This is a genomic window from Streptomyces sp. NPDC096048, from assembly GCF_044763415.1.
Classification (GTDB): domain Bacteria; phylum Actinomycetota; class Actinomycetes; order Streptomycetales; family Streptomycetaceae; genus Streptomyces.
Genome location: NZ_JBIWGG010000016.1, coordinates 180,393 through 200,372 on the forward strand (window position 1 = coordinate 180,393; position 19,980 = coordinate 200,372).

General features: G+C 67.7%; 15 protein-coding genes and 1 tRNA gene. 12 read left to right on the forward strand and 4 right to left on the reverse strand.

Annotated features, from left to right (window positions below; translation table 11 throughout):
* The first annotated feature begins 34 nt into the window (after positions 1-34).
* Both ACIQ6R_RS34885 and ACIQ6R_RS34890 read left to right on the forward strand, forming a co-directional pair.
* On the forward strand, positions 35-1,012 hold the full coding sequence (locus ACIQ6R_RS34885) for an ArsA-related P-loop ATPase (RefSeq protein WP_404225858.1): 978 nt from the start codon (positions 35-37) through the stop codon (positions 1,010-1,012).
* Positions 1,009-2,442, forward strand: coding sequence for an ArsA family ATPase (locus ACIQ6R_RS34890; RefSeq protein WP_404225860.1), 1,434 nt, complete (start codon positions 1,009-1,011; stop codon positions 2,440-2,442). The genes ACIQ6R_RS34885 and ACIQ6R_RS34890 overlap by 4 nt, the downstream gene beginning before the upstream one ends.
* Before the next feature lie 103 nt (positions 2,443-2,545).
* Here ACIQ6R_RS34890 and wblA read toward each other — a convergent pair whose 3' ends face one another.
* On the reverse strand, positions 2,546-2,884 hold the full coding sequence (gene wblA, locus ACIQ6R_RS34895) for a transcriptional regulator WblA (protein ID WP_404186017.1): 339 nt from the start codon (positions 2,882-2,884) through the stop codon (positions 2,546-2,548).
* A 459-nt stretch (positions 2,885-3,343) separates the two neighbouring features.
* On the opposite strand from wblA, the gene ACIQ6R_RS34900 reads away from it, so the two are divergent.
* Positions 3,344-5,626 (forward strand): transglycosylase domain-containing protein, encoded by a 2,283-nt coding sequence (locus tag ACIQ6R_RS34900; protein WP_404225862.1) that lies wholly within the window; start codon positions 3,344-3,346, stop codon positions 5,624-5,626.
* A 95-nt stretch (positions 5,627-5,721) separates the two neighbouring features.
* Here the strand turns inward: ACIQ6R_RS34900 and ACIQ6R_RS34905 are convergent, their stop codons facing one another.
* A complete protein-coding gene (locus ACIQ6R_RS34905; RefSeq protein ID WP_121748291.1) occupies positions 5,722-6,186 on the reverse strand; it encodes a GatB/YqeY domain-containing protein in 465 nt (154 codons plus the stop codon).
* A 111-nt stretch (positions 6,187-6,297) separates the two neighbouring features.
* Here ACIQ6R_RS34905 and ACIQ6R_RS34910 point away from each other — a divergent pair, with 111 nt between their 5' ends.
* From ACIQ6R_RS34910 to ACIQ6R_RS34920, 3 genes are all read left to right on the forward strand, one after another.
* Positions 6,298-7,224, forward strand: coding sequence for a metallophosphoesterase (locus tag ACIQ6R_RS34910; RefSeq protein WP_404186023.1), 927 nt, complete (start codon positions 6,298-6,300; stop codon positions 7,222-7,224).
* Positions 7,225-7,476: 252 nt separating this feature from the next.
* On the forward strand, positions 7,477-8,226 hold the full coding sequence (locus ACIQ6R_RS34915; RefSeq protein WP_404225863.1) for a Pr6Pr family membrane protein: 750 nt from the start codon (positions 7,477-7,479) through the stop codon (positions 8,224-8,226).
* Positions 8,227-8,293: 67 nt separating this feature from the next.
* A tRNA-Pro gene (locus ACIQ6R_RS34920) sits at positions 8,294-8,367 on the forward strand.
* A gap of 400 nt (positions 8,368-8,767) precedes the next feature.
* Here the strand turns inward: ACIQ6R_RS34920 and ACIQ6R_RS34925 are convergent.
* Positions 8,768-9,616 (reverse strand): GIY-YIG nuclease family protein, encoded by an 849-nt coding sequence (locus ACIQ6R_RS34925; protein ID WP_404225865.1) that lies wholly within the window; start codon positions 9,614-9,616, stop codon positions 8,768-8,770.
* 134 nt (positions 9,617-9,750) lie between these two features.
* On the opposite strand from ACIQ6R_RS34925, the gene ACIQ6R_RS34930 reads away from it, so the two are divergent.
* From ACIQ6R_RS34930 to ACIQ6R_RS34955, 6 genes are all read left to right on the forward strand, one after another.
* Complete coding sequence (locus ACIQ6R_RS34930; protein ID WP_404225866.1) at positions 9,751-11,100, forward strand: DNA cytosine methyltransferase; 1,350 nt, start codon at positions 9,751-9,753, stop codon at positions 11,098-11,100.
* 332 nt (positions 11,101-11,432) lie between these two features.
* Positions 11,433-11,894 (forward strand): very short patch repair endonuclease, encoded by a 462-nt coding sequence (locus ACIQ6R_RS34935; protein WP_404225876.1) that lies wholly within the window; start codon positions 11,433-11,435, stop codon positions 11,892-11,894.
* A gap of 479 nt (positions 11,895-12,373) precedes the next feature.
* Positions 12,374-14,716 (forward strand): ATP-binding protein, encoded by a 2,343-nt coding sequence (locus ACIQ6R_RS34940; protein WP_404225877.1) that lies wholly within the window; start codon positions 12,374-12,376, stop codon positions 14,714-14,716.
* Positions 14,713-16,383 carry a DEAD/DEAH box helicase family protein gene (locus tag ACIQ6R_RS34945; RefSeq protein ID WP_404225867.1) on the forward strand — a complete coding sequence of 557 codons (1,671 nt, stop codon included), beginning with the start codon at positions 14,713-14,715 and terminating at the stop codon, positions 16,381-16,383. The genes ACIQ6R_RS34940 and ACIQ6R_RS34945 overlap by 4 nt, the downstream gene beginning before the upstream one ends.
* Positions 16,380-16,979, forward strand: coding sequence for a hypothetical protein (locus ACIQ6R_RS34950; RefSeq protein ID WP_404225868.1), 600 nt, complete (start codon positions 16,380-16,382; stop codon positions 16,977-16,979). Before ACIQ6R_RS34945 ends, ACIQ6R_RS34950 begins: the two co-directional genes overlap by 4 nt.
* A gap of 13 nt (positions 16,980-16,992) precedes the next feature.
* Positions 16,993-18,360: a sigma factor-like helix-turn-helix DNA-binding protein gene (locus ACIQ6R_RS34955; protein WP_404225869.1), complete on the forward strand. Its 1,368-nt coding sequence runs from the start codon at positions 16,993-16,995 to the stop codon at positions 18,358-18,360.
* A gap of 733 nt (positions 18,361-19,093) precedes the next feature.
* Here ACIQ6R_RS34955 and ACIQ6R_RS34960 read toward each other — a convergent pair.
* Positions 19,094-19,507, reverse strand: a complete 414-nt coding sequence (locus ACIQ6R_RS34960; protein WP_404225870.1) for a hypothetical protein — start codon at positions 19,505-19,507, stop codon at positions 19,094-19,096.
* Positions 19,508-19,980: the final 473 nt, after the last annotated feature.

Here is a 19,980-nt window from a genome sequence, read left to right on the forward strand (position 1 = left end):
GTACTCGGCGCGCGGACTGGTTACGCTCGAATACGTGAGCAGGCTCCAGGTCGTCAGCGGCAAGGGCGGAACCGGCAAGACCACGGTGGCCGCGGCCCTCGCGCTGGCCCTGGCCACCGAGGGGAAGCGCGCGCTTCTCGTCGAGGTCGAGGGTCGCCAGGGCATCGCGCAGCTCTTCGAAACGGAGGCGCTGCCTTATGAGGAGCGGAAGATCGCCGTCGCTCCCGGGGGCGGGGAGGTGTACGCCCTCGCCATCGACCCCGAACTGGCGCTTCTGGACTACCTCCAGATGTTCTACAAACTGGGCAGCGCCGGGCGGGCGCTGAAGAAGCTCGGGGCGATCGACTTCGCGACCACCATCGCGCCGGGTGTCAGAGACGTCCTGCTGACCGGCAAGGCGTGCGAGGCGGTGCGGCGCAAGGACAAGAGCGGACGGTTCGCGTACGACTACGTCGTCATGGACGCCCCGCCGACCGGCCGCATCACGCGGTTCCTCAATGTCAACGACGAGGTGGCCGGTCTCGCGAAGGTCGGCCCGATACACAATCAGGCGCAGGCCGTGATGCGGGTGCTGAAATCGCGGGAGACCGCCGTGCACCTGGTGACGCTGCTGGAGGAGATGCCGGTCCAGGAGACCGCGGACGGCATCGCCGAGCTGCGGGCGGCGCGGCTCCCGGTGGGCAGGGTCATGGTCAACATGGTGCGGCCCGAGGTGCTGGACGCCACCGAGCTGGAACTCGTACGGAGCACACCGCGTACGGCACTCGCCCGGTCCCTGTCCGGTGCCGGGCTCGGCGGGGCGCGTCGGGGCGGGCACGCCGAGCGGCTGGTGGATCCGCTGCTGGCGCAGGCCGAGGAGTACGCCGAGCGGTACGCGCTGGAGGAGGAGCAGCGGGGCGTCCTCGGCGAGCTGGGCCTGCCGCTGCACGAACTCCCGCTGCTCGTCGAGGGCATGGACCTGGCGGGCCTGTACGAACTGGCCACCGAGCTGCGGAAGCAGGGGATCGCATGAGCCCGAGCCCGGACCCGGCCGCGCGTCACCAGGAGGGCGCGCGGCGCCTCTCCCCCGCGCGTGTGCTCGACGTCGACCCTCTGCTGGAGGATCCGAAGACCCGCATCGTGGTGTGCTGCGGCTCGGGCGGGGTCGGCAAGACGACCACGGCGGCGGCCCTGGGGCTGCGCGCGGCCGAGCGGGGCCGCAAGGTGGTCGTCCTCACCATCGATCCGGCCCGGCGGCTCGCCCAGTCCATGGGCATCGACTCGCTCGACAACACCCCGCGCCGGGTGAAGGGCGTCGACGACTCGGCGGGCGGTGAGCTGCACGCCATGATGCTCGACATGAAGCGCACCTTCGACGAGATCGTCGAGGCGCACGCGGATCCCGAGCGGGCGGCGGCGATCCTGGGCAACCCCTTCTACCAGTCGCTCTCGGCGGGCTTCGCGGGCACGCAGGAGTACATGGCGATGGAGAAGCTGGGTCAGCTGAGGGCGCGGGACGACTGGGACCTCATCGTCGTCGACACGCCGCCGTCGCGCTCGGCGCTGGACTTCCTGGACGCCCCCAAGCGTCTCGGGTCCTTCCTGGACGGCAAGCTGATCCGCCTCCTGCTGGCCCCGGCCAAGGTCGGCGGCCGGGCCGGCATGAAGTTCCTGAACGTCGGCATGTCGATGATGACGGGCGTCCTGGGGAAGGTGCTGGGCGGGCAGTTCCTCAAGGACGTGCAGACCTTCGTGGCCGCGATGGACTCGATGTTCGGCGGCTTCCGCACGCGTGCGGACGCGACGTACAAGCTGCTCCAGGCACCCGGGACGGCGTTCCTGGTGGTCGCGGCCCCGGAGCGGGACGCACTGCGCGAGGCCGCGTACTTCGTGGAGCGGCTGGCGGCCGAGGACATGCCGCTCGCCGGCCTTGTCCTCAACCGCGTCCACGGCAGCGGCGCCGACCGGCTGTCGGCCGAGCGGGCGCTCGCCGCCGCGGAAAGTCTCGCCGGGGAAAATCTTGAGGATCCCCGCATTGTGGATCAGGACGGCGGGAAAGCTGGAGTTCGTAACTCTCCCGACACGTACGGCAGTTCAGACTCTCCCGAGTCTCCTCCCGAGCCCTCTCCCGAGGCTCCTGGCACAACGGACGGTTCGACGGACGGTGCAACGGACGACACAACGGACGGTTCGACGAACCTCGCGCCGGACGGCACGCCGGACGGCACGCCGGAGCGATCCGTCGACCAGCTCACCGCGGGCCTGCTGAGGCTGCACGCGGACCGGATGCAGCTGCTCGCCCGCGAGCAGCGCACGCGTGACCGCTTCACCGCGCGCCATCCCGAGGTGGCGGTCACCGAAGTGGCCGCGCTGCCCGGCGACGTGCACGACCTCGCGGGCCTGCGGGACATCGGCGTCCGTCTCGCGACGGACCGGCCCGAGCTGCCCGAGACGGGCGCCTGACCGAGGGGGACCTTCGCGTCCCGGTCATCCGTGTCCGGGGACGACCCCGGACGACTCAGCCCACCGCCGACTCAGCCCACGGCCGACTCAACCCGCAGCCGACTCAGCCCACCGCCGCGTAGTTCTCGTAGATCTCGTCGTCGTCGAGGGACACGATGCCGACCCCTCGCTCGTACTCCGTCCGCGCCGTCTCCAGAAGTCGGCGCCAGGAGGTCACGGTGGGCCGCCGGCGCAGCAGTGCGCGGCGCTCCCGCTCCGTCATGCCTCCCCACACGCCGAACTCGACGCGGTTGTCCAGCGCGTCGGCCAGGCACTCGGTCCGCACCGGACATCCGGTGCACACCGCCTTGGCCCTGTTCTGCGCTGCTCCCTGAACGAACAGTTCGTCCGGATCGGTAGTGCGGCAGGCAGCCTGCGCACTCCAGTCGGTTACCCAGCCCATACCGGCGCCGTCCTCTCCCGAATCGAGGCTCCCCCACGGCGGCAGCGGCATATTCACCGCCGCCAGTTGAGGACGTTACGGAAGGTGGGCACAGCGCAACACCCCCTTCGGGCCCAATCTTGAATGGCCCGAACGGACTATGGGTAAGCGGCAGATCACCCGGGGGAGTGAGCTGGCGACATTCGCGACGATCCCGGCATTCAGGTCATCTCTGTTGCGCCACAACGGACACCGATTGACACACGAGGCGGATTCGGACACGTATCCCACACGCCGTGGCACGCGCCCGTACACATCAACGCGCCCCCCAGCGGGGCCTCTCAGAAAAAATCGAGCAGGTCCGGAACGATTCGGGGTCACCGGACGTATTGATACGTGGCCTCGCTGCTGTGACAGTTGAGTGCAGCTTAGGCCAAGGCATATACGCGTGTCCGGCGAATGAGAACGTAGGCTGCCTCCATGCCAAAGAAGCGCTCGGGCGGTGGTCTGTCGCCAACGCAGCAGGCCGCCAAGTTCCTCGGTGTCAGTGTGCTCGCGGGAGCAGTGCTGGCCGGCATCGCGTTGCCCGCCGTGGGCGCGCTGGGGCTGGCCGCCAAGGGGTCGGTGGAGAGTTTCGACGCTCTCCCGGCCAACCTGAAGACTCCCCCGCTGAGCCAGCGCACCGCCATCCTCGACTCCGAGGGCGGCACCATCGCCACGGTCTACTCACGCGACCGCACGGTGGTGGCCCTGAAGGACATCTCGCCGTACATGCAGAAGGCGATCGTCGCGATCGAGGACTCGCGCTTCTACGAGCACGGCGCGGTCGACCTGAAGGGCGTACTGCGCGCGCTCAACAAGAACGCCCGCAGCGGCGAGGTCTCCGAGGGCGCGTCCACGCTCACGCAGCAGTACGTCAAGAACGTCTTCGTGGAGGAGGCCGGCGACGACCCGACGAAGGTCGCCCAGGCCACCCAGCAGACCATCGGCCGCAAGATCCGCGAGCTGAAGCTCGCGATCCAGGTCGAGGAGGAGCTGGGCAAGAAGAAGATCCTCGAGAACTACCTGAACATCACGTTCTTCGGCCAGCAGGCCTACGGGGTCGAGGCGGCCGCCCAGCGCTACTTCTCCAAGTCCGCCAAGGACCTCAACATCCAGGAGTCCGCCCTCCTGGCCGGCATCGTCCAGTCGCCCAGCCGGTACGACCCGGTCAACGACGAGGCGGAGGCCACCAAGCGGCGCAACGTGGTCCTGACGCGCATGGCGCAGGTCGGCGACATCTCCCAGGCGGAGGCCGAGAAGGCGAAGGAGGCCCCGCTCGGGCTGAAGGTCAGCCGGCCCAAGAACGGCTGCATCACCGCGGTCAAGGGCGCGGGCTTCTTCTGCGACTACGTCCGCGCGGTGTTCCTGAGCGACCCGGTCTTCGGCAAGACCAAGGAGGACCGGGCCAAGATCTGGAACCAGGGCGGTCTGACGATCCGCACGACCCTCGACCCGCAGGCCCAGAAGTCGGTGCAGCAGTCGATCAAGGACCACGTCTACACGAGCGACGACGTGGCGACCGCGGCCACCATCGTGGAGCCGGGCACCGGCAAGATCGTGGGGATGGGCCAGTCGCGCCCGTACGGCATCGACGTCAAGCAGGGCGAGACGACGCTCAACCTCTCGGTCAACAACGCCATGGGCGGCGGGGCGGGCTACCAGCCCGGTTCGACGTTCAAGCCGATCGTGGCCGCCGCCGCCATCGAGGGCGGCATGCCGGCGACGAAGTCGTACTCCTCGCCGTACGAGATGGAGTACCCGAGCCCGGTCGCGGCCTGCGACGGCAAGCAGTGGCTCAACGACCGGAACAATCCCGCGAAGCTCGAGAACGAGAACGAGACCGAGGTCGGCCCGTACGACATGAAGGAGGCGACCGCCAAGTCGGTCAACACCTACTACGTGCAGCTGATCAGCGACATCGGCATCTGCCCGGTGACGCAGATGGCGGACAAGATGGGCGTCCAGCGCGCCAACGGCAACAAGCTGGAGCAGACGCCGTCCATCGCCCTCGGCGTCACCGAGGTCTCCCCGCTGACCATGGCGAACGCGTACGCGACCTTCGCCTCGCGCGGTATGTACTGCACGCCGATCGCCATCGAATCGATCAGCCAGCGGGTCGGCAACAAGAGCAAGTCGCTCGAGGTTCCGAAGTCCACCTGTTCGCGGGCCATGTCCGAGACCACGGCCGACACCATCAACACGCTCCTCAAGGGCGTCGTCGAGGACGGTACGGGCCGGGAGGCCGGCCTCGACAGCCGCCCGAGCGCCGGTAAGACCGGTACGACGGACGAGCGCTACGCGGCCTGGTTCGTGGGCTACACGCCGGACCTCGCCGGCGCAGTGTGGGTCGGCGACCCCAAGCACGAGCGGAAGATGGTCGACATCACCATCGGCGGTGTCCCGCACGGCAAGGTCTTCGGCGGCGCGGTCCCCGGCCCGATCTGGGGCGACATGATGTCGGGCGCGCTGGAGGGCGAGCCGGTCTCCGAGTTCAACCTCGTCGACATCCCGGACAGCAAGGAGAAGGACAAGGGCCGGGGCGACGACGGCGGCCGGGACGACGGCGGCAACGGCGACGAGGACAACGGCGGCAACGGCGGCAACGGCGACGACGGTGTCATCGGCGGTCTGATCGACGGCGGCACGGACAACGGCGGCAACGACGGCGGCTTCCCGGGGAACCTCTTCCAGGGACAGGGCAACGGCGGCCGACGCGGCTGAGGCCCCGTAGCGACGACGAAGACCGGCGGCCCCTCCTCACCGGGAGGGGCCGCCGGTCTTCGTCGTCGGCAGGCCGCCCGCGGTCGGGCCCGGCCTCAGCCCGCCAGCAGCTTCTTGACCGCGGCGGCGACCCGGCCGCCCTCGGCCTGCCCGGCCACCTTCGGGTTCACGATCTTCATGACGGCACCCATGGCCCGCGGCCCCTCGGCACCGGCCGCCTTCGCCTCCTCGACGGCCTGCGCGACGATCGCGTTCAGCTCGTCGTCGGACATCTGCTTCGGCAGGTAGGCGGCGAGCACCTCGCCCTCCGCCTTCTCCCGCTCGGCGCTCTCGGGGCGGCCGCCCTGGGCGAAGGCGTCCGCGGCCTCGCGGCGCTTCTTCGCCTCGCGGGTGATCACCTTCTGCACCTCGTCGTCGGAGAGCTCCCGCTTCTCCTTCCCCGCGACCTCTTCCTTGGTGATCGCGGCGAGCGTCAGCCGGAGCGTGGAGGAGCGCAGCTCGTCGCGCTCCTTGATCGCGGCGTTGAGGTCGTCCTGCAGCTTCGACTTGAGCGTGGTCATGGCAGTGATTGTCGCAGGTACGGGAGGCAGGGCGCCTGCCGATTTCGCGGACGCCCGCCACCGGCCGCTCGCGCGGTCGGCCTTCACCACCGCTTCTGACACGATGGACGTATGCGCGCGCGATACGGAGTACCCCTGGGAATCACGGCGGTTGGCGCCGCCGGTCTGGTCTACGCGGCGGGCTTCGAGGCCCGCTCGTTCCGCCTGCGACGGGTGACGATCCCCGTGCTGCCCTCCGGGATGCGCCCCCTGCGCGTGCTGCAGGTCTCCGACATCCACATGGTCGGCGGCCAGCGCAAGAAGCAGCGCTGGCTGCGCTCGCTGGCGGGACTGCGCCCCGACTTCGTGATCAACACCGGCGACAACCTGTCCGACCCGGAGGGCGTCCCGGAGGTCCTGGACGCCCTGGGTCCCCTGATGGAGTTCCCGGGCGCCTACGTCTTCGGCTCCAACGACTACTACGGCCCCAAGCTGCGCAATCCCGCCCGGTACCTGATCGAGAAGGTCCAGGGCCGCCACGGCCTGAACGGCAACGCGCCGGCCGAGGGCGTCGTCCACAACCCGTGGGAGGACCTGCGCGACGGCTTCGACGCCGCCGGCTGGCAGAACCTCACGAACACGCGCGGCACGCTCAAGGTCGAGGGCGTCTCCGTCGAGCTGACGGGACTGGACGACCCGCACATCAAGCGGGACCGGTACGCGGAGGTGGCCGGCGGCCCCTCCGGCACGGCCGACTTCTCGATGGGCGTGGTCCACGCTCCGTACCTGCGCGTCCTCGACTCCTACACGGCGGACGGCTACCCCCTCCTCCTCGCCGGGCACACCCACGGCGGCCAGCTGTGCATCCCCTTCTACGGCGCCCTGGTCACCAACTGCGACCTGGACACGGAGCGCGTGAAGGGCCTGTCGACGCACACGGCCGAGGGCCGTACGGCGTACCTCCACGTATCGGCCGGCTGCGGTACGAACCGCTACACCCCGGTACGTTTCGCCTGCCCACCGGAGGCGACGCTGCTGACGCTGGTGGGACGGGAGTAGCGGGGCGCACATTTGGGTGGGCCCGGGCCTGGGTGCTGAGGCCTGGGTGCTGAGGGCTGGGTGCTGAGGGCTGGGTGCTGAGGGCTGGGAGCTGGGGGCTGGGAGCTTGACGGCTGGGAGCCCGGAGGTCCGGGCTCCCACAGGCCTCTCAGGCCTCTCAAGCCTCTCAGGCCGCAGGCCTCGCAGGCGTACGAGTACCCCACATGGCCCACCCACATAGCCCGGTATGTCCGGTCTGTCTAGCGTGAGGCCATGACAGCCCCGATACCCAGGGACATCCCGGACCTCCCCGCGGTCCCGGGCCCGCCCAGACTGCTGCCCTCCCCCGTCCCGGCCACGGCCGTCGTGACCCCTGTGCGCCGCCCGCTGGTCGCCACCTTCCGCGCCGTCACCGCGCTGCTGGCGCTGACGGGCGTGGCCATCGAACTGCTCGCGGCCGGGCCGGCCATCAGGACCCTGAGCCACTTCACCACCCAGAGCAGCATCCTGCTGGCCCTGGTCCTGTTCGCCTCCGCCCGCCGCGCCTGGTCCGCCCGCCGCCCCCTGCCGGGCGCCCTCACGGGCGCGGCCCTGCTCTACGTCGTCGCCGCCGGGCTCGTCCACCACCTGCTCCTGGCCAACGCGGCGAGCCCGTTCGCCGTGGCAGGCAGCGTCAGCCCCGGCTGGCACACGGTCGCGACCCACCTCCTGAACACGGCCGTCCCCGTCGCCGCGGTCCTGGACTGGCTCCTGCTCACCACCCCCGGCCGCCTGCACCTGCGCCAGGCCGCCGCGTGGCTCCTCTACCCCCTGGCCTACCTGGCCTTCTCCCTGGCCCGCGGCGAGCTGCTCATCCCCGGCACCCAGGACCGCTACCTCTACCCCTTCATCGACGTCGACCAGCACGGCTACAAGGGCGTCCTGGGCAACGCCCTCCTCCTCGGCCTCGCCCTCTACGCCCTGGGCGTCCTCCTCGTGGCCCTGGACCACGTCCGCCCGAACCCGCTCCGCCGCCGCTGGTAAACCTGATTTCGCCTCCGGCCGCCGGTGGGCTAAAGTAAACGACGTCGCCGCGACGAGCAGCGACAATCGGGGTGTGGCGCAGCTTGGTAGCGCGCTTCGTTCGGGACGAAGAGGTCGTGGGTTCAAATCCCGCCACCCCGACAGTGAAGTACCAGGTCAGGGGCCTGATCCGCAGTGCGGGTCGGGCCCCTGAGACGTTCTGGGAGCCGCGTTCGGCGTCTGACTCCCGGGAGGCTGCTGAAATCCGGTTCGACTGATCACCAACGCCAGGTTTACAGGAGGCGCCCCAGTCAGGCTCGGGCCCTCGGCGAGCGCGGCGGCGCATGCCGTCAGCGGCAGCCGCCTCCCCTTTTTCCTCCCACAGGTCGACGTGCCCGGGATGGCTCCGCCGGAGAACAAGAGCGCCCGAGGCACGGTAGCCGCCGCTACGCCACCAACCGCCGGTACCCAGGCGAGGTGGAAGCCCCTGGAGGGGAGGTGATGCCATCGAGAACGGCGCCCGGGGGAGGACAAGACTCTGCGAAACTTTTCGCAGGCGTGTTCAGGTTCCGGCCGGGGTGGACGAACCGTCGTCCCCCGTCCCCTCGTCTTCGGTAGCGAAGCGTGGAACTCCGTGGACCACCTCTCCGCCCCGGTAGTACCGCGAGGCGCTGGCGTACTCGGTGGGGTTGTCCTCGTACATGACGACGTAGCCTCCAAGCGCTGTGATCTGCCAACCGCCAGAAGCCGCGGCCGACACTCTCTTGAAGAGATCGTCGATAGAGAGCTCTACATCCGTGATGACGAGCTTGGTGCTCTCCAAGTCCCCCGACTTCGCGTACCGGATGTTGTACGGAAGCGTCGCCTTGAGCGACTTCAACAGGTCGAGCAGGTTTGTCTCGCCTGCCACGAGGCCATCGACCGGTCGGTCGAGATCGATCGGATACAAAGCGTCGAAGTGGGTGGGCTTGAGAGCGGTGTGGTCCCGCTGTCGGCCGGGATCCCTATTGCCGAAGCCGTTGTTGTTCCACGGGATCTCGCCCAGGTCCTTGTGGTGGTTGATGAGCAACTGCTCCGGCGCCAGGGCCGAGAAGTCCTCAGCCACATAGAGACAGGAGAAGGTCATGTCGTTCGGCGTGATCCCACGTCGGCCCGAGATCTTCTTGAGGTGCTGTCGAAGCCGCGTCGGCAGGGACTTCTCGGCCTTCCCCACGTAGACGAAGTCGTCGTGCAGATAGAGCTGGTAGACACCGGGGCGCTGCGACAGCTGGTCGATGCTCACGTCACTCAAGGGGGCCCTGGTCAGCTTGGCGAGATCCGCCGCGAGCTGATCACCGAGTGCCTTCGTGATGCTGAGGGTGAAGCTTCGGTGGAATGTCGACTCCTCCGTGCCCTCTGCTGTCGCCGTCATGGCCCCCGTCGCTCTCTTCGTGGGTTCCGCCGCTGTGGAGCGTACGACATCACACGATTCTCACGGCACATGGGTCACAATCGGCACTCCTCCGCGGTATGGTTTTGGCTGCACTGAACTGCTAGGAGTGGAAAATGCAACGGACGTCGGTAGAGCTCTTCGCGGGCGGGGGCGGGCTGGTCCAAGCCAGCACGAACACCGGCTTCCGACACCTGCTGCTGAACGAGTTCGCGAAGAGGGCGTGCGAGACGCTTGAGGGCAACCGCTTCGAGGCGTTTCCAGCGGACGTCGATTCCGATGTGCTGGCGAAGTGGCTGGACCAGATCGATGAGCAACGCGCGGAGGGCTTCGAAGCTGCGGGCGCCACTGAGCGGCCGCACTACCCTCCCCTGGTCACCGGCGACGTCCGAGAGTTGGACATGCGCTTCCTGCGAGAGCGCGATGTTGACCTTCTGGCCGGCGGGCCACCATGCCAGCCGTTCAGCCTCGGCGGAGTCGCGAAGGGTGACGAGGACGAGCGGAACATGTTCCCGGAGATGTTCCGGGCGGTGCGTGAGATCCGCCCCAAGGCCGTCATCTGTGAGAACGTCCGAGGACTCCTCCGCCCGTCGTTCAATCCCTACTTCGAGTACATCAAGCGCGAGCTCTCCCTGCCGTTCGTGAAGCGCCGAGAGGGCGCCACGTGGCAGGAGCACGACCACGCGTTGCGGGAGCGGCTTGACGCGCAGGACACCGACCCGGCGGAGACCTACGAGGTCACGCAACACGACGTGAACGCCGCCAACTACGGGGTGCCGCAGATCCGCAACCGCGTGATCCTCCTGGCCTTCCGCGCTGACCTGGGCGTGGACCCGGAACTGGTCAAGCAAGCTGTCGCGCGTACCCACTCCCATGCGGCCCTCGCGCGGACCATCCTCGAAGGCTCCTACTGGGACCGCCACAAGCAGGCGGGCGCCAAGATCCCGAAGCGCGTCATCGATCTGGTGACCTCGCGCTACGCGAATGAGCAGTTGTCGTTCGAGAGCGGCGACGAGGGGCTCCAGCCATGGCTCACCCTTCGAGACGCGGTGATGGGGCTCCCCGAGATCAACACCAGCATGTTGGACAAGACGACGGAACAGGGCGGGTTCCCCGACCACATCGGGTGGCCCGGTGCCAGGATCTACGACGGGCACACGCCCAACGAACTCGACCGGCCGGCCAAGACCGTCAAGGCCGGTGTACACGGTGTGCCCGGTGGCGAGTCGGTCGTGCAACTCGACAACCTGGTGCGCGACGAGAAGACCGGCCAGATGCGCCCCGAACACCGGTACATGACCGTGCGCGAGACGGCCCGGGTCATGACGTTCGGTGATGGCTGGAGCATGGCGGGCCCACGCGGTGAACGCATGAGGCAGCTGGGCAACGCGGTTCCCGTGAAGCTGGGCGAGGTGTTCACCAGCGCCGTCGCGAAAGCCCTCGACGACGCGGAACAGCGCTCGTGAACGAGGCCGCCGGATCCCGGCAAGTGGGATGGAGGGACAAGCCGCCGCCCGAGAGAGCCTGGCGGGGACGGCAGGGGCGGACCAGGAAGGCGATCATCGCCGAGCAGGATCGCGCCGCGGGTGGCCGGGAGGGTCGCTACGTCAAGCGTGAAGACGGCGACTACGCGCTGGCCTCGATCACGCTCAAGTTGTTGCCCAGGACTCGTCGGATCAGGGCCTATCTCCGCTGGTCGGAGGACGGGCGTTCGCCTGCCCGGTATGTCGGGGAAGTGGAGCACCTGACGCGCGCGGCAAACCTTGAACAGGCATGGCAGATCGCCAAGAGCCGGGAAATGGTTGGAGAGCGTCCTCCCCCTGAAGGATCGTGGGCGTCGTCTCCCGCCACGCGGTCAACGATGCGCGGGAACCGAGGCCGCGACACGGCACCGGAACTTCGTCTCCGATCACTGCTGCACCGCGAGGGTCTGCGCTACCGCGTATCAGCGCGGCCGCTACCCGGAGTACGGCGAACCGCCGACCTCGTCTTCACGCGTGCCCGTGTCGCGGTCTTCGTGGACGGGTGCTTCTGGCACGGGTGCCCCGACCACTGCCGTCCCGCACGCACGAACAGTGACTTCTGGCGCGCCAAGATCGACGGAAACCGGGCCAGGGACGCCCAGACCGACCAGTTCTTGGCGGAGGCGGGATGGCGTGCCATCAGAATCTGGGAACACGAAGATCCCGTACGAGCGGCGGCCCGGGTCGCCGCGGCCGTTCGTGGGTTTGCTGCACGGGATGATCACAACGTTCCGTGACTCAGGAGATCGTCGAGGGCGCCGGATGCCCGGCGCGGGACGATACGTCCGTCGCCTCCACTGAACGCGAGCAGGTCGTCCCCCACGTTGACGCCGGCCTCGACCGGCAGCCCCAACAGCAGTTCGACACGCCCATCGGGCTCTACGGACCTCGGCGGGTTCACCGATCGCGGAAGGAGTCTGCCAAGGACCGCTGATGTCTGCCATCGACACTGCGGGTCGTCCGATGACGTTGCGGTTGTGACGGCTGGCGACTGGATCTCGCCACGTGCCTCAGATCCCTCAAGTGGCTGGAGCATCAGGGAACTTACCGCCGATTGTCAGTGGTGCCCTCTACTCTCTTCATCACGCGTACGGCTCCACCCGAGCCGCGCGTCGAAGCGCTGCCCGCGGCAGGGCTTTCTTCGGCGTGCCCACGCGAGACGAGGACAGGGGTCCGTCCACCTATGAAGATCACTCCTTCCGCGCGTGTGCTGCGCATGCTTGGTGAGATCGAGTTCGACGAGTGGCAGTGCATCGCCGAGCTGATCGACAACGCCTTCGACGACTTCACGGAGATCCATCGGTCCGGGACCCCCTGGGCGGGCGGGTATCGCGTCAGCGTCGAGCTCCCCGACTCCGCGCAGGGCCAGCTCGTGATCACCGACACCGGTCGCGGCATGACGTACGACCGGCTTGAGCGGGCCGTGCGGGCCGGCTGGTCGGGCAACGACATGCACGACAAGCTCGGCCTCTTCGGCATGGGGTTCAACGTCTCGACGGCGCGGCTCGGCAAGCGCACGCGCGTCCTGACCACGCGCCAGGGCGACACCGAGTGGATCGGCGTGGAGATCGACCTCGACCGCATCGGGGACGATTTCGAGGCGGAGGACATCACGGAGCCGAAGGCCGATCCCAACGAGCACGGCACGCGTATCGTCATCAGCCGCCTGCATCCCACTCGCGCGCGGTGGCTGCAGAAGAACGGCCCAGCCCTGCGCAACATCCTGGGACAGGTCTACTCCTGGATGTTCCTGAACCGTCCGTTCGAGCTGTGGGTTGGCGGCTTCCAGGTGAAACCTGTCCGGCACTGCCGTTGGGGAGACGACCGCTCGGTCCTCTACAACAACAAGGAGCGCATCCCCGCCTACATCGAGATCGACCAAAAGCTGGAGAACGGGCTCGCCTGTGGCGACTGCGGACAGTGGCAGCTCACTGATCGCGATGCCTGCGAGGACTGCGGGAGCGATCGGCTTACCGTTCGCGAGCGCCGAGTGCACGGGTGGCTCGGCATCCAGCGGTACATGCACAAGCACGATTACGGAATCGACTTCCTGCGCAACGGCCGCAAGATCCTCCGTTGGGACAAGCAGCTGTTCACCTGGCGCAACCCTGACGGGGCTGTGGGCAACGAGGAGCCGGAGTATCCGGTGGACCTCGCCCACCAGGGCGGCCGCATCATCGGTGAGATCCACCTCGACCACGTCCCGGTCACCTACCAGAAGGACGCATTCGAGTACGGCGACCGAAGCTGGCGCTCGGCGGTCGAGATCGTGAGGGGGGTCGCGCCCCTGCTGCCCCAGCGTGCGGCGAACCTTGAGTATGAGGAGAACACCAGCCCGCTCGCGCGCCTTTTCAAGGGGTACCGTCGTAACGACGCCGGTCTTCGCTACCTGGTCCCAGGAGACGGCCGCAAGCCGATCCACGACGACACCCGTCGGTGGGGGCATGAGTTCCACCGGGGCAACCCCGACTACCAAACCGATGAGCGCTGGTGGCAGGCGGTCGAGGACCACGAGGCGACCAAGAGCAGGGGCAAGAACGCGAAGGCGGCCGCAGCCACCCCGGGGAAGCCCGACGAGGCAGCAGTGATGGAGGCGCTCGGTTTCGACGGCGGGGAAGGCGGCAGTCCGAGCTCCTCCGCGACCGGCCCGGACGGGACGAACTCCGGTGCGCAGGCGCGGCCACCGAAGGACGGCGAGTCCGCTCCCGACGCACTGGGTGCGGAGAAGCACAAGGAGACGCGGCAGGAGCGCGTCACGCGCTACACGGAGAACTCGACCACATACCCGGCCCTGAGCCGCTCCTTCGGGCACCCTCGCGTCGGCTTCGTCGAGGTCGAGGCGCGTCGACTCACGGTGGGAGGCTTGACCGACGAGAACCTCCACCCCACCCCCGTCCTGCTGGACCAGCGCGGCGGCAACGCCCTTGTGGCGTTCCTCGACCTCGATCATCCGATCTTCCAGAGGTTCGGGGTGGATCCGGCGGATCTGCTGCTCGCGGAGATCGCCGTGCTGCTCAGGGTGCAGACGAGCTCGAAGTGGAGCCACTCGGAGCTCATCGCGGCGATCCGGGCGGAATCGCTGCCCGCCAGCGCTCTGGACGCCGAGATGATCAGTGCCGAGGCTAAGGAACTGCTGGCCGAGGTCCGTCGCCGCATGGCGTCCGAACTGGACCGCGCCGGCGAACCGGGGAAGGCGTTCCAGTTCCTCTCGCCCGATGAGCTCACCCACACCGAGCACACCATGATCGCCAACGGCAAGGTCACTCGCACGACCGATCTCGGTGCGAGTGGTGAGTTCCTGTTGCACGTGCCCGCACTTTTCCTGGTTCGCCTCGTCGAGTCGCTGCCGTCGCTGTTCATGGACAACCGCGTCTTCCAGGGCGTCTACGAGGGTGTCGCCTCCGCGTCCGCGCGGCGGCTCAGCCTCGCGCGCACGGTCGGCTACCTCTCCGATGTCGCGACCCAGGCGACCTACGCCGGGGCCAGCCTTCCGGACCAACTGCTGCGGACGAGGCTGAGTATCCGTCTGCTGGCCGACGATCTCGCGGAGGAGAAGTGAGTGCCGTCTTCCTTTCGGCGGGCGAGTTGCTGAGGGGAGGGCCCGCAGGTCTCACGCATGCCGTCGAACGTACTCTCTGGTATCTCGGCTTCAACGACGTGCGTGTTATCGACGGCGCCGGCGACCAGGGCGCGGATCTCTTGGCGGTACGCGGTAGGGAGCAGTGGGCCTTCCAGTGCAAGTGGAAGGCCGGAGGGAAGGTCGACCGGAGCGGTGTCGACGACCTTGAGCGCGCGCGTACGCGCTACCGCGCGGACAAGGCCGTCCTTGTCACCAACACCGACATCAACGCGGCGGCGGAGGCCCGCCGCGTGGCGCTCAACGGAGTCGGCGTGCCGATCACCGTCTGGCACGGCGCGACCCTGCGGTCGATCGGGGACCGCATGCCCGAGACCGTTCCCGCGAAGTACGCTCTGCGCCCGTACCAGACCGAGGCGGCGGACGCGGTGGTTCGGGACCTCGACGCCAACGGCACCGCGCTACTCGTCCTCGCGACAGGTCTCGGCAAGACCGTGGTGGGCGGGGAGATCATCAGCCGTCACCTGAAGACCAACCCGAACACCAGGATTCTCGTCGTCGCGCACATGAAGGACCTCGTCGCCCAGCTCGAGAAGGCGATGTGGCGGCACATCCCCAAGTACGTTCCCACGCGCCTGCTCACGGGAGAAAGCCGACCCGAAAGCCTCGACGGAGTCGTGGTCGGAACGGTCGAATCCGTTCTCAGCGCTGTACGCGTGGGGTACCGGCCCGACCTCATCATGATCGACGAGACGCATCACGTGGCCGAGACCGGCAGGTTTGCGGAATTGCTCAATCTGTGTGGGGATGCTGAGCAGTTCGGCGTGACGGCGACACCCTGGCGCGGTGACAAGTTCGACATCACCTCCCGCTTCGGATATCCGAGCTTCAAGATGGGCATCGCGGAGGGCATGGCCGCTGGCTTCCTCTCCGCTGTCGACTACCGGCTGTACGTCGACAACGTCGACTGGAACGCCGTCCGGGACGCCAGTGTGCACGGCCAGTCGATCAGGGATCTCAACAAGTCCCTGTTCCTGCCGCAGCGCGACGAGGAGATCATCGAGCACTTCCGTGAGGCGTGGCGGACCACGACGGAGCCGAGGGCCATCGTCTTCTGTCAGACCATCGAGCATGCCGAGCACATGGCCCGGTTGTTCGCTTCGTCCGACGCGGCGTGGGCCAACGCGTCGTTCCTGCACAGCGCGCTCCCGCGGCAGCGACGCCAGATACTGCTGAACGAGTTCCGGCTAGGCCGGGTGCCGGTTATCACGTGTGTCGACGTCTTCAATGAGGGTGTCGACGTCCCGGACGTGAACCTCATCGCCTTCCTGCGCGTCACACACAGTCGGCGGATCTTCGTCCAACAACTCGGGCGCGGACTCCGACTCAGCCCCGGCAAGGAGGCCCTGCGGGTCCTCGACTTCGTGACTGACATCCGCAGGGTGGCGGCCACTTTGGAGCTCCGGCGATCGCTGGAGGCCCAGGAGAGCGAGCACCTGCGCGTACGAATGCCGCATGCCTCCCGTATCCAATTCAGCGACGAGACCGTCGGGTCGCTGATGGACCACTGGATCCAGGACGCGGCGGACCTTGAGACCAAGGCGGACGAGGTTCGCCTTCAGTTCCCTCTGACGACTGGAATCGAATGACCAAGTACGCGATCCCCTCGGACCTGGAAGAAGAAGTCGTGCGTCTCCTCTACAAGCGGGCTGCCGACCTGAACTGGACCTATCTCACGGACACCGAGCGCACCCGTCACTATCAGGCCTGGACCTCTGACCCCGAGGTGGGAGGACGGCTCCTCCCGTTTATCGGGAAGCCGGAGAACGTCCGGCCGTGGCTCAAGGACAGGCCCATGAAGGAGTACATCCGGGCGACCTACGGGGTGGGCAAGTGGGCTCCGCTCGTGGTCAAGCCGGCCACTCCGGTCAGTGTTCTTGTCGACAAGGCCCTCGGTAGTGGCTGGAATGTCGACCTTGAGACGCTCGACATCAAGCCGCTCTGTGTGACGATTCGTCACAAGGACGATGAGGAGATGGAGCAGCGCTTCGCATGGGCGCCGATGCGCGACTTCAAGCATCTCGCATGGGCGGCCATCGCGGCGCAGGCCGGCGGCGACGCCCTGCCGTGGGTTATCTGCACGGTGGACTCGTTCGTCCGGAAGATCACCCCGGAGCAGAAGGCGACCAACGAGCGGATCGCGAAGCGGCTTGGTCTGATCAGCGCGCACGTGACCGATGGCTGAACGGGGCGCCGCGATGACGCGGGACGACGACTGGCTGCAATCTGCCTACGGTGCGCTTCCGGCCCGGTCACGTCGCATGCTCGAGGACCGTGCCGACGGGAAGACGCTGCGGAGCATCGGGGAGGAGCATGAGGTCAGTCGCGAGAGGGTCCGCCAGATGCTCGTGAAGGCACAGAAGCACCTCTGCGCTGTCGCCGACGCCTTTGTGGACGACTGGCGTGACCGGCTGACCACCCTCACCGAGTGCTCGGCCGTACCCCAGTCCGAGGTGGCGGCGGCGTTGGGCGTACGTGACCAAGTGGGCGTGCGACCCCTTGTCGAGGCCGCGGGGGCCGAGCACCCGATGACGTGGGCCGGCCGACTGCACGGCTGGTGGACCCGCCGCCCCGGCGATCTGGAAGTGCTGCTTCGGCGAGGCATCGAGGAGGCACCGTTGCGTGGGGAGGACGTAGCGATGACCTTCGCGGCTGCCGGAGTACCGGACGAGGTCCCCTTGCTGGATCTGCTCGGACATCCGGACAGCCCTCTGGTGCCTGGTTTCGAAGGGACCTGGCTACGCCGTCGCGCCCGCGGCAGGGACGCGGCGTACCTCTTTCTCCTGGCGAATGGCGAACCCTGCCGCGCGGAGGAATTGCTGGCACCGACTGGGATCAGGCGAAAGCCCGCCGTCGCTGAGGCGCTCAGGCGGGACGAGAGGTTCGTGCAGCTCCGTCTGGAGGGGAAGTGGGCGCTGGCCGAATGGCCTCACCTGAACGTCACTCCGTACCCGAACGCCGTAGAGGCTTTCGTAGCAGTGCTGACCGAACTGGGGCCGCTGCCCAAGGACGCTCTCTTCTTGAAGGTCGGAGAGCGCTACCCGGTGACCCTGTGGCGCCTGCACCAATGCCTGTTGGACGACAGAGTGGGCGTCACGGAAGACGGTCGGATTGACCTGGTCGCGCGAGGTGCTACCCCGATCGAGGAAAGCGAGCCGACACGGCCGGCGAGGATGGCCGTCGATCCTGCGGGAAACGTGTTCGGCGTCCGGCTGACGGTGGACAAGGATGTCCTTCGAGGGAGCGGCGTCGTTGTCAGCAGCTGGCTCACATGGCAGCTCGGAATGCGACAGGCCCCCATGGTCAGGACCTTCTCCATTGCCGGTCAGCCCACACCAATCGTCCTCAAGCGGGCGACGAGCGCGGCACAGATCTCCAGCCTACGGGTGTTGGTGCAGGAGCACGGAATGGTGGGCGGCTGCGAATTCGTCCTCTTCCTCCGCACGGACGACTCGACAGCGCGTATCGAGCACGCTTGCACCCAACATGCCTGCCCTGCGGCGATCGGGTCTGTCGGGACTGATGTCAGTCCGCCAGGCGACTCCGTTGCTGAGCATTCGCCGTAGAGGTCGGTGAACCCTGACGAGGGGCCGCATGGGACAACGGGGGAAACGATGGTGGCGATCGTACGGGCTACGCCCTCCGTCTCGGAGTCCCAGAGGCTCATGCTCTGCTGCAACAGGCTGTCAAACCTCCAGCGTGTCTGAGCGGACAGGCTGGCGCGGGTCTGGCTGGCACCGAGACAGTTGGCTGGGCTCACCCTGAGAGCCGTTTGGGAGCCGCTCGGTTTCCGAATGCCCTTCCACACCATCCGGCACCAATCGGGACCACGCTCCTGCCCAGAACAAACGCCGTCGGGGCCAGCAAGATCAGCAACCGAATCTCATTCGGGACGCAGAGGTCGTGGGTTCAAATCCCGCCACCTTGAACAGGGAAGTACCAGGTCAGGGGCCTGATTCGCATCGCAGGTCGGGCCCCTGAGTGGTCCTGGACATCCAGTGAGTCTCCGGTCCGACCTCGACACGTTGGAGATCGTGGGTGCCATGCGCTTGGAAGAAGCGGTACCGGCATGTGGAGTCCCTGGTCGCCCCGTCGCTCTGGACCATCAAACGGGATCAGGAGAAGCGAGGAACATCCCTCGGCGTCTTCCAGCCTGCCAAGATCACCCGCTTCCGGCTGGAGCCCGCCGCTCCTTGGTCCGTCTCCAAGGCTGCTCTGGCCGACCAACTCGATCTGTTCGAGCAGGAACTGAACCCGGCACCCTCAGTACCGCCGATGGCGGCACTTCCGACAGGGGCATCATCGCGCTCGCCTGGCGCGATGGCAGAACCGAGGCCCCGTCGTCGCCCGGGTGAAGCGTCGGCGCAGCGGACGTACGAGCAATCGGGTTGCCCACCACCCGATCACGGGCGCGGCGAGGAAGATCACCGGGGCGGTCAGCGCACGTAGCGGCCTCATGGAGGCGACGGCTTCGAGCAGCAGGACGGCACCGAGGCTTCCGGCCCAGGCGAGCGCGGTCAGTACCGACAACGAGACCGCGACCGGTACCCCGCCGAGTCCCAGGGAATCAGCGTCAACGTCCTCGTCGAAGCATCTGACGTCGGCGGCATTCGTCGCGACGAGCAGCCAGAAGCCCGTGACGACGATCGCCGCAACGGTGAAGAACAGAACGGGGAACGTCGTGGCGACATCCACAAACGTCCCCATGCCCATCCCCCGCCACCCCGCCTTGCCACACGGCACGTCAGCGTCCCGGTGCCGCCACCTGCCGGTGTCCGGCATCGGGACCTGGCGCGTGCTCCCCTCAGGTCCATCTTGCCGACATGGAACACCTCCCGCATTGCTCGCTTTCGGCAGTCTTCGGCAGGTCCTCCATGCCGGTGGCCGCCAAACGAGGCGTCAACGAGGAGTCAAACGAGGCGTCAGAACTGCGTGTGCCGTCAGTGGCCTCCGGGAGCGCCTACCGGCCGGCATATACGTGTCCCCGACACCCATCCCGGCCGCCGGATAACAGTCCGGTCTCACGAGCTGGGACTTCCGTCCATCACCAGCAGTTACGTGACTTGTATCACTAAATAATTGGCCAAGGCGTGGTAGAACTGCGCAACTCCGCAGGTGGATCGACTGATGGCCGTGCTGCGGAGGGTCAGCCCGCATACGCGCACCACAGCCCGGGACGATCACGG